This is a genomic window from Caulobacter sp. Root343 (assembly GCF_001425745.1).
GTDB lineage: Bacteria > Pseudomonadota > Alphaproteobacteria > Caulobacterales > Caulobacteraceae > Caulobacter.
Map to the genome: position 1 here is coordinate 913,987 of NZ_LMDF01000007.1, position 14,383 is coordinate 928,369.

16 protein-coding genes are annotated in these 14,383 nt (G+C 67.4%); 7 read left to right on the plus strand and 9 right to left on the minus strand.

All coding sequences use genetic code 11. The annotated features are described in order from the left end of the window. Window positions 1-24: 24 nt before the first annotated feature. From gmk to ASC70_RS16755, 8 genes are all read right to left on the minus strand, one after another. Window positions 25-666: a guanylate kinase gene (gene gmk / locus ASC70_RS16720; RefSeq protein ID WP_056052060.1), complete on the minus strand. Its 642-nt coding sequence runs from the start codon at window positions 664-666 to the stop codon at window positions 25-27. Then, entirely contained in the window at window positions 659-1,540 is an 882-nt protein-coding gene (locus ASC70_RS16725) for a YicC/YloC family endoribonuclease (protein WP_056052063.1), read from the minus strand. Before ASC70_RS16725 ends, gmk begins: the two co-directional genes overlap by 8 nt. 3 nt (window positions 1,541-1,543) lie before the next feature. After that, window positions 1,544-2,650 carry an endolytic transglycosylase MltG gene (gene mltG / locus ASC70_RS16730; protein ID WP_056052066.1) on the minus strand — a complete coding sequence of 369 codons (1,107 nt, stop codon included), beginning with the start codon at window positions 2,648-2,650 and terminating at the stop codon, window positions 1,544-1,546. Further along, a complete protein-coding gene (fabF, locus tag ASC70_RS16735) occupies window positions 2,647-3,927 on the minus strand; it encodes a beta-ketoacyl-ACP synthase II (RefSeq protein ID WP_047405147.1) in 1,281 nt (426 codons plus the stop codon). The genes mltG and fabF overlap by 4 nt, the downstream gene beginning before the upstream one ends. A gap of 165 nt (window positions 3,928-4,092) precedes the next feature. Further along, window positions 4,093-4,329 carry an acyl carrier protein gene (locus ASC70_RS16740; protein ID WP_004615098.1) on the minus strand — a complete coding sequence of 79 codons (237 nt, stop codon included), beginning with the start codon at window positions 4,327-4,329 and terminating at the stop codon, window positions 4,093-4,095. Between the two features lie 137 nt (window positions 4,330-4,466). Then, window positions 4,467-5,207, minus strand: coding sequence for a 3-oxoacyl-[acyl-carrier-protein] reductase (gene fabG / locus ASC70_RS16745; protein ID WP_056052069.1), 741 nt, complete (start codon window positions 5,205-5,207; stop codon window positions 4,467-4,469). A gap of 32 nt (window positions 5,208-5,239) precedes the next feature. Next, complete coding sequence (gene fabD, locus ASC70_RS16750) at window positions 5,240-6,184, minus strand: ACP S-malonyltransferase (protein WP_056052073.1); 945 nt, start codon at window positions 6,182-6,184, stop codon at window positions 5,240-5,242. 82 nt (window positions 6,185-6,266) lie between these two features. Next, window positions 6,267-6,746, minus strand: coding sequence for a group II truncated hemoglobin (locus tag ASC70_RS16755; RefSeq protein WP_056052075.1), 480 nt, complete (start codon window positions 6,744-6,746; stop codon window positions 6,267-6,269). A 117-nt stretch (window positions 6,747-6,863) separates the two neighbouring features. On the opposite strand from ASC70_RS16755, the gene ASC70_RS16760 reads away from it, so the two are divergent. The 3 genes from ASC70_RS16760 (at window position 6,864) to ASC70_RS16770 (ending at window position 9,491) form a co-directional block, all read left to right on the plus strand. Further along, complete coding sequence (locus tag ASC70_RS16760; protein ID WP_056052078.1) at window positions 6,864-7,409, plus strand: peroxiredoxin; 546 nt, start codon at window positions 6,864-6,866, stop codon at window positions 7,407-7,409. 68 nt (window positions 7,410-7,477) lie between these two features. Further along, entirely contained in the window at window positions 7,478-8,590 is a 1,113-nt protein-coding gene (locus ASC70_RS16765; protein ID WP_056052080.1) for an AraC family transcriptional regulator, read from the plus strand. An 85-nt stretch (window positions 8,591-8,675) separates the two neighbouring features. After that, window positions 8,676-9,491: a sterol desaturase family protein gene (locus tag ASC70_RS16770; protein WP_056052863.1), complete on the plus strand. Its 816-nt coding sequence runs from the start codon at window positions 8,676-8,678 to the stop codon at window positions 9,489-9,491. On the opposite strand, the gene ASC70_RS16775 is transcribed toward ASC70_RS16770, so the two are convergent. Then, window positions 9,466-10,149 carry a hypothetical protein gene (locus tag ASC70_RS16775; RefSeq protein ID WP_056052083.1) on the minus strand — a complete coding sequence of 228 codons (684 nt, stop codon included), beginning with the start codon at window positions 10,147-10,149 and terminating at the stop codon, window positions 9,466-9,468. The genes ASC70_RS16770 and ASC70_RS16775 overlap by 26 nt on opposite strands. A gap of 270 nt (window positions 10,150-10,419) precedes the next feature. On the opposite strand from ASC70_RS16775, the gene rpsF reads away from it, so the two are divergent. From rpsF to ASC70_RS16795, 4 genes are all read left to right on the plus strand, one after another. Further along, complete coding sequence (gene rpsF, locus ASC70_RS16780; RefSeq protein ID WP_047405128.1) at window positions 10,420-10,800, plus strand: 30S ribosomal protein S6; 381 nt, start codon at window positions 10,420-10,422, stop codon at window positions 10,798-10,800. 13 nt (window positions 10,801-10,813) lie between these two features. Further along, a complete protein-coding gene (gene rpsR / locus ASC70_RS16785) occupies window positions 10,814-11,092 on the plus strand; it encodes a 30S ribosomal protein S18 (protein ID WP_004615089.1) in 279 nt (92 codons plus the stop codon). Window positions 11,093-11,105: 13 nt separating this feature from the next. Further along, window positions 11,106-11,690, plus strand: coding sequence for a 50S ribosomal protein L9 (gene rplI / locus ASC70_RS16790; protein WP_047405120.1), 585 nt, complete (start codon window positions 11,106-11,108; stop codon window positions 11,688-11,690). A 202-nt stretch (window positions 11,691-11,892) separates the two neighbouring features. Beyond that, window positions 11,893-14,319 (plus strand): TonB-dependent siderophore receptor, encoded by a 2,427-nt coding sequence (locus tag ASC70_RS16795; RefSeq protein ID WP_056052086.1) that lies wholly within the window; start codon window positions 11,893-11,895, stop codon window positions 14,317-14,319. Window positions 14,320-14,383: the final 64 nt, after the last annotated feature.

Sequence of the window (14,383 nt, forward strand, 5' to 3'; positions counted from 1 at the left end):
CTGGCGGCGGGCCTTGGCTCGCCGCTAGATCTCTTCCTTCAGAAGATCGCCCACCAAGCCGCCGATCCACGGGTTACGCGCCCGCTTGAGACGTTCGGCGTGGTAGATGTGGGCCAGGTCCGCGTAGGCGCGGTCGAAATCCTCATTCAGAATGACGTAGTCGAAGCGCTCCCAGTCGGCGACCTCGTCCTTGGCGCGTGCGAGACGGCGGTGGATGACCTCCTCGCTGTCCTGGCTGCGCGCGTGCAGGCGGCGGCTCATCTCGGCCAGCGACGGCGGCAGGATATAGACCAGCACGCTGTCGTCCTTGGCCTGGGCGTGAACCTTCATCGCGCCCTGGAAGTCGATGTCGAACAGAGCGCTTTCGCCCCGCTCCAAGGCCTGCATGATCGGCGGCTTGGGGCTGCCATAGTAGTTGCCGTAGACTTCGGCCCACTCCAGGAACGCGTCCTGTTCGATCATCTCCTGGAACTTGGCCCGGGTGACGAAGTGGTAGTCGCGGCCGTCGTGCTCGCCCGGCCGCGGATCGCGGGTCGTGGCGCTGATCGACAGGTGCAGGTCGTTGTGGTCGGCCACCAGACGGCGGGTCAGCGAGGTCTTGCCGACGCCCGAGGGGGCCACGACCATCAAGAGCAGGCCGCGATGGGGATGATGGGGCTTATTCAACGTTCTGGACCTGCTCGCGGAACTGCTCGATCACGGCCTTCAGCTCCAGACCGATCGCGGTCAGGGCGGTCAGGGCCGACTTCGAGCAGAGGGTATTGGATTCTCGCATGAATTCCTGGGACAGGAAGTCGAGCCTGCGGCCTGACGCGCCTTCGCCCGCAAGCAAGGCCCGCGCGCCGGCGATGTGACTGATCAGGCGGTCCAGCTCCTCGCGCACGTCGGCCTTCACGGCCTGGGCGGCGGCTTCCTGGACGATGCGCTCCTCGCTGGCGGCCTCGCCGACCAGTTCGGCCATGCGGCGGGCGAAGCGCTCCTTCAGCACCGCCGGCTGACCGGCGGCCTCGCCCTCGGCTTGGTTGGTGAGCACCTCAATGCGATCCACGAGGCCGTTCAGCACCGGATCCAAGGCCGCGCCCTCCTCCAGCCGCGCCGCCTTGAGGCCGTCGAGGGCCTGGGCGATCGAGGCCGCCATGGCCGTCTCGACGGTCGCGCGGGTCTCGGCGTCGTCCTCGTCCTCGCGGGCCTCGATGACGCCCTTCAGGGCCAGCAGGCCGTCCAGCGTAGGCTTGGCGATCATGCCGGTGGCGACATAGGGCCCGCCGGCGGTCAGATAGCGCTCCAGGGCGGCGACATTGATCTGGGTCTCGCCCGAGGTCTCGGCGCGCTTGGCCTGGACGTTGACGGTGAGCTGGCCGCGCTGGAAGCGGGCCTGCGAACCGTCACGGGCGGCGCGCTCCAGGCTCTCGAAGCCGGGCGGGCCGCGAAAGCGGGTCTCAAGGTTGCGGCCGTTGACGCTGCGCGCCTCGACGGCCCAAGTCCAAGCGCCGTGCGCGCCTTCGACCCGGGCGAAGCCGGTCATCCCCGAGAGCGCCATGTTTCAGTCCCCCGCCGGCTTGGCTGGCACAACGGGCGCGTCGCCCGCGCGGTCGCGCTCGATCTGCCGCCACTTGGCGACGTTGGCGTTGTGCTGCTCCAGGGTGGAGGCGAACACGTGGCCGCCCGTGCCGTCGGCGACGAAATAGAGGTCGTCGGTCTTGGCCGGGTTCAGCACCGCCGCCAGGGCCGCACGGCCCGGATTGGCGATCGGCGTCGGCGGCAGGCCGGCGATCAGATAGGTGTTGTAGGGCGTCGGGCGCTGCAGCTCCGACAGCCGGATGCCGCGGCCCAGCGGCCGGCCGCGCGAGATGCCGTAGATGATCGTCGGATCCGAACCCAGGCGCATGCCCGTGCGCAGGCGGTTGACGAACACGGCGGCGACGCGCGGACGCTCCGAGGCCAGGCCGGTTTCCTTCTCGACGATCGAGGCCAGGGTGACGGCCTCGTCCTTGGTCTGGAACGGCAGGCCCTGGACGCGGTTGGCCCACAGCCGGTTCAGCAGCTTGTCGCGATCGTCCATCATGCGCTGCAGGACGGCGGCGCGGTCTTCGCCGCGCTGGACCTCGTAGGTCTCCGGCAGGATCGCGCCCTCGGGCGGCGTCGCGGCGTTGCCGGTCAGCACGTCGGACTTGTTGAGGATGTCCATGACCATGTCCGAGGTCAGGCCCTCGGGCACGGTGATCCAGTGTCGGACGATGCGGCCGTGGCGAACCGCGTCCAGCACCTGGGCCATCGAGGCGCGCGAGCCGAACTCGTATTCGCCGGCCTTCAAAGTCCGGGCCGCGCCGGTGACCTTGGCGGCGGTCATGAAGATCGAAGAGGAGCGGATGACGCCGCCGCGCTCCAGGCTGGCGGCGATCTCGGGCAGGCTGGCGCCCTTGCGCAGGATCACCGTCGTCTTGTCGCCCGCCTTCGCGGCCGGACCCGGCCCCTGATAGACCCAGGCGGCGCCCAGCACGGCGACCATGCCGACCACGACCAGGGTCGTGACCGCGCCGAACAGAGCGCGCACCAGGCGACGGCCTAGCGATGCCGTCTCGCGACGAGCGGTTCTGGACCTTTGGGGCCCCTTGGGCGCGCGGGCGCGAGGCGGCGTCTTCTTGCTCACGTGACCTTCTTGAACACGACGGTGGCGTTGGTGCCGCCGAAGCCGAAGCTGTTGGAGACGGCCACGTCGATCTTCATCGGCACGGCCTTGTTCGGCGCCAGGTTCATGGCGACGTGGACGTCCGGATTGTCGAGGTTGATGGTCGGCGGGGCGATCTGGTCGCGGATGGCCAGGATCGAGAAGATCCCCTCGATCGCGCCGGCCGCGCCCAGCAGGTGGCCCGTCATCGACTTGGTCGAGGACATGACGACGTTCTTGGCGTGGTCGCCCAGGAAGCGCTCGACCGCGCCCGCTTCTAGGCCGTCGGCCATGGTCGAGGTGCCATGGGCGTTGACGTAGTCGATGTCCGAGGGCTTCAGGCCCGCGTCCTTCATGGCCGCCGCCAGGGCGCGGCCGCCGCCTTCGCCGTCTTCCGACGGGGCGGTGATGTGGTGGGCGTCGCCCGACAGGCCGTAGCCGACGACCTCGGCATAGATCTTGGCCCCGCGCGCCTTGGCGTGCTCGTACTCTTCCAGGACCAGGGCGCCGGCGCCCTCGCCCATCACGAAGCCGTCGCGGTCCTTGTCGTAGGGACGCGAGGCCTTTTCCGGGGTGGCGTTCCAGTCGGTGGACACGGCGCGGCAGGCGATGAAGCCGGCGATGCCGACCTTGCAGACGGCCGCTTCCGCGCCGCCGGCCACCATCACGTCGGCGTCGCCGTACTTGATCAGCCGCATGGCGTCGCCGATGGCGTGGGCGCCCGTGGCGCAGGCCGTCACCACCGCGTGGTTGGGACCCTTGAAGCCGTGCTTGATCGAGACCTGACCCGAGATCAGGTTGATCAGGGCCGAGGAGATGAAGAACGGGCTGACCCGGCGCGGGCCCTTGGCCTCCAGCTCCAGGGCGGTGTCGGCGATCGTCGACAGGCCGCCGATGCCCGAGCCCAGGATGACGCCGGTGCGCCACTTGTCCTCGTCGGTCTCCGGGACCCAACCCGAGTCCTTGATGGCCTCGTCGGCGGCGGCGATGCCGTAAAGAATGAAATCGTCCACGCGCTTCTGGTCGCGCGGGCTCATGGTCAGGTCGGGGTTGAACGAGCCCTCGACGTCGGGGCCGCCGCCGCCGCGCCCGTCGACGCGCGGAACCTCGCAAGCCACCTGGCACGCATACTCGGTCGGATCGAAGGCCGTGATGCGGTTCGCGCCGGACTTGCCGGCCAGGATGTTCTTCCAGGTGATGTCGACGCCCTGGCCCAGAGGGGTCAGCAGGCCGATACCCGTGACAACGACTCTACGCATGGATCACTCCCAAACCTTCGATGCGGGACGCGAGATGTGGGGAGAACGCCCCACGACGCCAGCCGCGAATCTTGGCCTCAAACGAAAACCGCCGCGCGCACGATGGCAAGAGCCCGTGCGACGCGGCGGAAATGGTCAGGTTCGACTAGCGAACTCGACGCCTGATTAGGCGGTCTTTTCCGTGATGAACTTCACGGCGTCGCCAACCGTCTGGATGTGCTCGGCGGCGTCGTCCGGGATTTCGATGTCGAACTCTTCTTCGAACGCCATCACCAGCTCGACGTTGTCGAGGCTGTCGGCGCCCAGGTCGTCGATGAAGGAAGCCTTCTCGGTGACCTTCTCGGGATCGGCATCCAGGTGTTCGATGACGATCTTACGCACGCGCTCGAGAATGTCGGACATTCTGTTAGTCCCTCGTTGAGAAAATTTCGGCCCATGAACAGCGAGGCGAAACCACGCTATTCGCAGGAATTGTCGGGCTCCGCCTATCACGTTCCTTTTCGGCTTGCTAGCGGCAGACCGAAGGAGGAACAGCGGTTTTAGATCATGGCCATGCCGCCGTTGACGTGCAAGGTCTGCCCGGTGACGTAGCCGGCCTGATCGCTGGCCAGGAAAACGCACGCCGCGGCGATATCGCTCCCTTCGCCCAGCTTGCCGGCGGGAATCGTCGAAAGGATGCCCGCCTTCTGCTGCTCGTTGAGCGCATCGGTCATCGGGCTGGCGATGAAACCAGGAGCCACGCAGTTGACCGTGACGTTGCGGCTGGCCAGTTCCTGGGCCAGGGCCTTGGAAAATCCGATCATTCCGGCCTTGGAAGCCGCGTAGTTGGTCTGGCCGGGGTTGCCGGTGACGCCGACCACCGAGGTGATGCCGATGATGCGACCGCTACGGCGCTTCATCATGCCCTTGGCGGCGGCGCGGGACAGGCGGAAATAGCCTTCCAGATTGACCTTGATCACGGTCTCCCAGTCCTCGTCCTTCATGCGGACGATCAGGCCGTCGCGGGTGATGCCGGCGTTGGCGATCACGATGTCCAGCGGCGCGCCGGCGGCTTCCTCCGCCTTGGCGACCAGGCCGTCGACCTGCTCGGCGTCCGAGAGATTCGCCACCACGGTCGAGACGCGCTCGCCCAGCTCGCCCTTCAACTCGGCCAGGGCCGATTCGCGGGTGCCCGAGAGGACGACGTGGGCGCCTTGGCCGTGCAGGGCGCGGGCGATGGCCCCGCCGATGCCGCCGGTGGCGCCGGTGACGAGGGCGGTCTTGCCGGTGAGGTCGAACATGTTCGGCTTCCTTGGAACTAAGCGGCTCTATCTCAGAGCGATTGGGCGAAGGCTTCGAGATCGGCGGGCGTATTGAGCGGGGTCGCCTCGGCGTCCGGGGCGATGCGCTTGGCCATGCCGGACAGCACCTTGCCGGCGCCGGCCTCGGCGAAACGCGTGACGCCGCCCTCAGTGGCCAGCCAGGTCATGCTCTCGCGCCAGCGGACGCGGCCGGTGACCTGTTCGACCAGAAGCTTGCGGATGACGTCCGGGTCGTGAACCGGGCCGGCGGTGATGTTGGCGACCAGGAGCGCGCGCGGGGCGATGATCGTGGTCCGGGCCAGGGCCTCGGCCATCTCGTCGGCGGCCGGCTGCATCAGCGGGCAGTGGAACGGGGCCGAGACGTTCAGCGGAATGGCCCGCGCGCCCAGCTCCTTGGCCTTCTCGATGGCCTTGTCCACGGCGACCTTGGCGCCGGAGATCACCACATTGCCGTTGTTGTTGTCGTTGGCCACGACGCAGACGCCGACTTCCGAGCCCGCCGCGGCGGCGGCTTCGGCCAGGGCCAGGTCGGTCTTGGGACCGATCAGCGAGGCCATCGCGCCCTCGCCCACCGGCACGGCGCGCTGCATGGCCTGGCCGCGCAGCTTCAGCAGGCGGGCGGTGTCGGCCAGGGTGATGGCGCCGGCGGCGGCCAGGGCCGAATATTCGCCGAGGCTGTGACCGGCCACGAAGGCGGCGCGGTCGACGCCCACCCCGAACTCTTTTTCAAGCGTGCGGGTCACGGCCAGGCTGACGGCCATCAAGGCCGGCTGGGCGTTCTCGGTCAGGGTCAGGTCGCCCTCTGGACCGTCCTTCATCAAGGCGAACAGCTTCTGGCCCAGGGCGTCGTCGACTTCCTGGAACACCTCGCGGGCGGCGGCGAAGGCCTGGGCGAGGTCGACGCCCATGCCGACCGACTGGCTGCCCTGGCCGGGGAAAATGAAGGCGATGCTCATGATGGCCCGCTCCGTCTCAACTAGATTCAAGGGGCGGAGGGTTAGGCCAAAGGGGCCTGGGCGGCAAGTCGGCCCCGTTTTCTCACCCTAGCCAGGGCCCTCCGGGCGGTCCCCAGCCCCAGACCGGCATCGGCGGCTCGCCCTCGGGCTCGGCAACGCCTTCGGCCGAATTGATCACCGCCAGGCGGGTGCCCCATTCCAGATAGCCCACGAAGGCGGCGCGGAACTCGGGATCGTCAGGCATTCCGACCTCGTCGGCGGTCGCCAGCATCAGGGCCACCCAGGCCCGGCGCTGTTCCTGGGTCAGATGCCGGCCCATGTGCTTGCGGATCATCGCGGCGTGGCCGCCGCCGGCCTCGGTATAGGCCTTGGGCCCGCCGAACACCTCGCCGACGAACGCCGCCACGTGCGCGGCGTGCCTTGGGTCCATGTGGGCGAAGACCGGGGCCAGGATCGGGTCGTTCGGCGCCTTGGCGTAGAAGGTCTCGAACAGGGTCTTGAACCTCGCGGGGCCGCCGGCCCACTCAGCCAGGGTCGGAACCTCGGACTCGCCCAGCGCCATCGTCTTCTCCCCAATGCCTGCAAAGGCAGGTAACGACGAAGGTAGCGGTTTGGAAGACGGCAGAATGGGGTTATCCAAGACGTGACCGTAAACACCCTCCCCGCAGGAGCCTTCCAGATGCCCCGTATGCTCGCCGGTATCGCCGCCGCCGCCCTCGCTTTGGCCGCCACTTCTCCTGCCCTGGCCGCGCTGAAGGTCGGCGACAAGGCTCCCGAGTTCACCGCCAAGGCCGCTCTGGCCGGCAAGGACTTCGACTTCAAGCTGGCAAAGGCCCTGAAGAAGGGACCGGTGGTCCTCTACTTCTTCCCGGCCGCCTACACCGCCGGCTGCACGGCCGAGGCCCATGAGTTCGCCGAAGCCACCCCCGAGTTCGAAAAGCTGGGCGCCACGGTGATCGGCGTCACGGCCGGCAATGTCGACCGCATCAAGGACTTCTCCAAGGAGCACTGCCGCGACAAGTTCGCGGTGGCCGCCGCCGACGCGACCCTGGTCAAGAGCTACGACGTGGTGCTGTCGCAGAAGCCCGAATGGTCGAACCGCACCTCGTACGTGATCGCCCCGGACCACAAGGTCCTGATGGCCTATACCGACGGCAACTTCGCCGGCCACGTCACTCAGACCATGGACGCGGTGAAGGCCTACAACGCCGCCCACAAGAAGTAGCCAAGCTTTTCGGGTTTCGGCCAGCCGCGCGGCTTGAGGGTCGCGCGCGCTTGGAGAAATGATCGGTCATGTCCGATCCAGCCTCCCTCGAGATCGCCGCGAGAGGCGTCGCCATCGGCGCCTTCGCCGCCACCGGCGTGGCCCTGGCCGCCAGCCAGCGCCTGACGCCGGCCCGTTGGGTGGGGGTCGCCTTGATGGCGTGCTCCATCGCCCACGTTGTCGAGAGCCAGCTCTACTACACCGAGCATCGCCACTTCAGCCTGGTCACCTGGGCCATGGCGGCGTCCGCGACGAGCCTATTCTGGCTGTTCTGCTCCGTCCTGTTCGAGGACGAGCCCCAGATCCCACCCTGGCGCTTCGCCATCCCCAGCGCGACCCTGGCTTTGTGGGCCGCCGGCGCGTTTCTGCCGCCGTCTCCGGTTCGTGGAGCCATCTGGCAGCTGTGCGCCGCCTTCTCGGTCGTGCTGATGGTCCACATCCTGCTGATGGCCTGGAAAGGCTGGCGGACGGACCTTGTCGAACGCCGCCGCCGGCTTCGCGCCCCGATCGCGGCCGCGGCGACGGGCTACATGTTCGTGCAGACCCTGTGCGACATCGGCCTCGGTCACGGCCCGGTGCTGTCAAGCCTGGTCCAGGCCCTGGCCTTGGTCGGTCTCGGTGTCGGCTCGGCGCTGGCCCTGCTGCGCGCCGAGCCCGCCCTGGTCCAGGCCGCGCCGGCGGCGGACGACATGCAGTCGCCGAAGCCGGTTGAGATGCTGGACCTCACCCCCGCCGACCGCCTTGTCCTGGCGCGCCTGGACAAGGCCATGAACGAGAACGAGGTCTGGCGTGGCGAGGACCTCTCGATCGGAACCCTGGCCGCCCTGGTCGGCGCGCCCGAACACCGCCTGCGCAAGCTGATCAATGGCGTGCTGGGTCACCGCAACTTCGCCGACTACGTGAACGGCCGGCGGATCGCGGCGGCCAAGGTCGCCCTGGCCGATCCCGAACAGGCGCTGAAGTCGGTCTCGACCATCGCCTATGAGCTGGGCTTCGCCTCGCTAGGGCCGTTCAACCGCGCCTTCCGCGCCGCCGCTGGCGTCACCCCGACCGCCTGGCGCCAGCAGGCCACGCCGGCCATGCCGCGCCTGCGGCTGGTCGAAACCGGCGAGGACGCGTCGAAAACCGGCAAGTCAGCCTGATTTCGCGTCCGGCGAGACGGTCGAGGGCGGGGCCGCTTCCTTGGCGAGGTCTCTCATCGCCCAGGAGCCCCCGATGGCGTCCCAACTGCTCGCCCCCCTCCTCCCGTTCGTGCGCAACTGGCTTGACGCCATGCAGGTCGACGTCACCCGCTATGTGACCTTCTCGGTCGGCGTCTGGCTGGTCCTGTGGGTCGTGTTGGCCGCGCCGCTAGCGGGCCGCAAGATCCGCGACAGCCGCCCGCTCGCACGCCAACTACTGGTCGAATTCGCGACCTCGATCCGCTCGATCATGATCTTCTCGAGCTTGGGCCTGCTGACCTTCGGCCTGTTCCGCGCCGGCTGGCTGCCGGGTCCGTATATCGCCAGGAACTGGGGTCCCCTGTGGTTCTGGACCAGCCTGCTCCTGATGATCGTCGCCCACGACGCCTGGTTCTACTGGACGCACCGGCTGATCCACGACCGTCGGCTATTCCGGGCCTTCCACCGGCGGCACCACCGGTCGAACAACCCCTCGCCATTCACCGCCTACAGCTTCGACCTGGGCGAGGCGTTCATCAACGGCGTGTTCGTGCCGCTGTGGATGATCCTGATCCCAACCCAGTGGCCGGTTGTCGGTCTGTTCATGCTGCACCAGATCGTCCGCAACACGCTCGGTCATTCGGGGTACGAGCTGTTCCCCGCCCGCAAGGACGGCCGCCCGCTGCTGCCCTGGATCACGACCGTGACCCATCACGACCTACACCACGCCCAGGCGGGCTGGAACTACGGCCTCTATTTCACCTGGTGGGACAAGCTGATGGGCACCGAGAACCCCGACTATCTGAAGCGTTTCGCCGAGGTCACGGCCAAGAAGGCCAAGACAGGCAAGCTGGACGCTACCAGCTCGCCTTCACCAGCTTGACCATGGCGCGGGCGTCCTGCAGCCGCCATTCGTCGCGGGCGTTGATCCCCCGCGTGGGCGCCCCGCGCAGGCTGATGGTGATCTCGGCCGGGATGTCGAACGGCCGGGTCAGCGAAAGGTCAACACCCTCTTCTCCGGTCGAACCGCCGCCCAGGGCGATCGAGCCGATCGGCCGCCCTTCCAGGGTCAGCGACGAGCGGATATTGGCGCGGGCCACCGGAATCTTGCCCGGCACGGCGATGGCCTGGCTGGCGTCCATGTCCATCGAGACGCGGACATAGTTGGCGCGCGGCAGCAGGCCGAAGCCGAACATCTTCGACATCGACGAGCGCAGCTTGGCCTCGCGGTCGTTCCACGAGGCGCCGACCGCCAGGGCCCGCTGGCCGATCCGGCTGTCGTCGGGCTTCTGCGTCAGGTTGAGGTCGAAGTCGTAGGTCGGGTTCTCGAGCGTGCCGGCCGTCTTGACCGTCAGGGCGACCTTCTCGGTGTCGGTGGAGAGATCCAACGGCAGGGCCGCCGAATAGCCGGCGAAGCGGCCGTCCTTGGCCGAGACCGACATGGCGGGCTTCTGAATGATCTCCGCGTACGCGGGCGCGCCAACGGCCGTTACGGCGACGGCTGTCGCGAGCGCGATCACAAAGGAAGTCCCTGTCCCCATGCCCGCCTGCTAGCATACTCGGCCTTGGGGATGAAGCCCGCCCGGGCGTCATTTGTATGACAGATTCGAGACCGCTCGTTTCGACGGCAAACCCCGGTGCGACTTGCCTTCCGCCCTCTTCTCCTGTAGGAGCGCGCGTTCTCATGGAAGAGCGGTCTTGCACGCACCCATCCGGGACCGGGGATTTCCCCGCTCGGCTTGCAGGATCCATCGTGGTCGACGGACTTCCGTCGTCGCCCACGCCGCCTTCCACAACGGAAGAAGGAAAACATGGCGTTCTACGAACACGTGGTCATCGCGCGGCAGGATATCTCGCCGCAACAGGCCGAAGCTCTGAACGAGCAACTGAAGACCCTCATCGAAGAGAATGGCGGCCACATCGCCAAGATCGAGTACTGGGGCCTTCGCAACCTCACCTACCGCATCAAGAAGAACCGCAAGGGCCACTACTCCCTGCTCGCGATCGACGCCCCGGCGCCGGCCGTGAAGGAAATGGAGCGTCAGCTGCTCATCAACGAAGATGTGCTGCGCTTCATGACCATCCGCGTGGAAGAGCTGGACCTGGAACTGTCGCCGGTCCTGGCGCGTCGTGACCGTGGCGATCGCCCGGAACGTCCGCGCGACGACTTCGCGCCTCAGGCTCAAGCGTAAGGGAGAAGAGATCATGACCGATACGACTGCTCCCGAAGCCGGCGCTCCGGCCGCCGCCGCTGGCGGCGCTCGCCGCCCGTTCTTCCGTCGCCGCAAGGTGTGCCCGTTCTCGGGCGCCAACGCGCCGAAGATTGACTACAAGGACGTGAAGCTGCTGCAGCGTTACGTTTCCGAACGCGGCAAGATCGTGCCGTCGCGCATCACCGCGGTGTCGGCCAAGAAGCAACGCGAACTGGCCAAGGCCATCAAGCGCGCCCGCTTCCTGGCTCTGCTCCCCTACGTCGTGAAGTAAGGGAGACGCCACGATGAAAGTCATTCTGCTCGAACGCGTTGAAGGCACCGGCGTCCTTGGCGACGTGGTCACCGTGAAGGACGGCTTCGCCCGTAACTTCCTGCTGCCGCGCCACAAGGCTCTCCGCGCCACCAAGGCCAACGAAGCCAATTTCGAAGCGCAACGCGCCGAGATCGAGGCTCGCAACGTCCGCAACCGTGAAGCCGCCGGCAAGAACGGTGAAGCGCTGGACGGCACCCAGTACATCATGATCCGTCAAGCGGGCGAAAGCGGCCAGCTGTACGGTTCGGTCGCGGGTCGCGACGTCGCCGACGCCATCAAGGCCGAAGGCGGCAAGGTCGACCGCTCGATGGTCGTGCTGGACAAGCCGATCAAGACGCTGGGCGTCCACGAAGTGAAGGTGAAGCTGCACGCCGAAGTGACCGTCACGGTCACCTTGAACATCGCGCGCAGCCAAGACGAAGCCGAGCGCCAAGCGCGCGGCGAAAACGTCATCGCCTCGCAGTTCGAAGAAGATCGCGCCGCTGACGCCGAAGCCGCCCAAGACATGGCCGAAGGCGGCGCCGGCTCGTTCGAAGGCGACCACTACGAAGCCTGATTCCTTCTGGAATCGGACTGTTATCAAGAGAACGGCGCGGAGCGATCCGCGCCGTTTTTCTTTGTTTCATTTTAGAAATGATCAACTTGTAGGCGCCGACCAACGCGCCCATGTTGTCCCTCAAGAGGCGAAAACGCCTCGCGTTGGGGGGGAGTCGGTCGGCAGGAGCGGCCCCCTCCGCCTTGTGAGAGGGGAATACCGCATGAGCTTGCGTCATCTGTTGTTGACCGCCGTGTCCGCCGCCGCATGCGCCGGAACCGCCCACGCCCAGACCGCGCCGGCCGCCGAAACCACGTCGGTGGAAGAGGTCATCGTCACCGGGACGCGCACGCCGGGCCGAACCCGGCTGGACACCATCGCCCCCGTCGACGTCATCAGTAACCAAGCCTTGGCCAGGCAAGGCAGCGGCGCCGAACTGGCCCAGGCGCTGTCGAACCTGACCCCGGCCATCGACTTCCCGCGTCCCGCCATCACCGACGGCACCGACCACGTCCGCCCGGCCACCCTGCGCGGCCTGGCTCCCGACCAGACCCTGGTCCTGATCAACGGCATGCGCGGCCACGTCGGCGCCCTGGTCAACATCAACGGCTCGATCGGCCGCGGCTCGACCGCCTTCGACCTGAACTCGATCCCCACCGTGGCGGTCGAGCGGGTGGAAGTGCTGCGCGACGGCGCCTCGGCCCAGTACGGCGCCGACGCCATCGCCGGCGTGATCAACCTGCGCCTGCGCGAAGCCCGCAGCGGCGGCGGCGTGACGGTCAACTGGGGCAACTACGACACCAAGGTCCAGACCGCCCGCGGCGAGCGCAAGGCCCACGACGGCATGACCATGTCGGTCTCCGGCTGGCAGGGCCTGCCGATCGGCGACACCGGCTTCCTGACCGTCGCGGCCGAATATCTGAACCGCCATCCGACCAACCGCGCCGACTATGTGGATCCAGTGGCGGCTCCCGCCTATGGGCGCCCCATTGTCATCGGCCGCTACGGCGATCCGAAGCTGGAGAGCAAGGCGCTCTACCTGAACGCCGGCGTGCCGGTGGGCGAGACCTGGTCGCTGTACGGTTATGGCGGCTATCAGCGCCGCGACACCGAGGCCGCGGCCACCGCTCGGACCTACAACAACAGCAACAATGTGCCGGCGGTCTATCCGGGCGGCTTCCTGCCGATCATCTCCACCAAGATCGACGACTACAACATCGCGGGCGGGATCAAGGGCGAGCTGGGCGGCTTCACCACCGACCTGGGCGTGACCTACGGCAAGAACTCGCTCGATTACACGATCAAGAACACGATCAACTCGACCTATGGCGCGGCCTCGCCCCGCACCTTCAAGGCCGGCGGTCTCGACTACGACCAGATCCTGGTCAACCTGAACATGTCCAAGCCGTTCGACTTCGGCCTGGTCGCGCCCACCAACGTCGCCTTCGGCCTCGAATATCGCCAGGAGACCTTCCAGGTCCGCCAGGGCGAGGCGGCTTCCTATACCAAGGGCCCGTTGCCCGGCGCGCCCGTGTCGCAAGGCTTCGGCGGCTTCCGCCCGAGCAACGAGGTCGACGTCGATCGCCACAACATCTCGGCCTATCTCGACCTGGAAGGCAAGCTGACCGAGAAGCTGTCGTTCGACGTCGCCGGCCGCTATGAGGACTATTCGGACTTCGGCTCGAAGGTCACCGGCAAGCTGTCCGCGCGCTACGACATCGACGACGCACTCGCCATCCGCGCCGCCATCTCCAGCGGCGTGAAGTCGCCGGCCCTGCAGCAGCAGTACTTCAGCTACACGGCCACCAACAACGTCGCCACGCCGACCGGCTCGATCCTCGTCGAGTCCGGCACCTTCACCGTCAACAGCCCCATCGCCGTGGCCCTGGGCGCCAAGCCTCTGAAGCCCGAGGAGTCGATGAACTACTCGGCGGGCATCGTCTTCCGCACCGGCCCGTTCGAGCTGACCGTCGACGCCTACCAGATCGACATCGACGACCGCATCGTGCTGTCGGAGAACCTGCCCAACCCGTCGACCCCGGCGGCGACGGCCGCGGTGATCAACGCCCTGCTCGCCCCCTATGGCGTCAGCGCGGCCCGCTTCTTCCTGAACGGCGTCGAGACCCGTACGCGGGGCGTCGACATCGTCGGCCGCTATCGTCTCGAGACGGTCGACACCGGCCGCTTCGACTTCACCGTGGCCGCCAACTTCAACGGCACCGTGGTCAAGAAGACGCCGGGCCTGCCGACTATCACCTCGGTCTCGCAGCCGCCGTTCCTGTTCGACCGCGGCAACGTCAAGACCTACGAGGAAGGCACCCCGAACCAGAAGTTCGTGCTGAACACCGACTGGTCGCTGGGCGACTGGGGCGCGACCCTGAAGGGCACCTTCTATGACAGCGTCCTGGTGCCGAACAACAACCCGATCCTGGACTACAACACCGGCGACACCTGGATCGTCGACCTTGAAGGCCGCTACAAGCTCGGCCCGGCGGGCCTGGCCCTGGGCGTCAACAACCTGTTCGACCAATATCCGAACAAGACGCCGGCCTTGATCAACTCGCCCAGCGGGTCGATCGGCTTCCCCAGCTACTCGCCGTTCGGCTTCAACGGGCGCTTCCTGTACGCCCGCGTCAGCGTCAACTGGTAGGCTGGGCGGGCCCTGAAAGGCCCGCAAACGTTTGGGCGCGGAGAGCGATCTCCGCGCCCTTTTT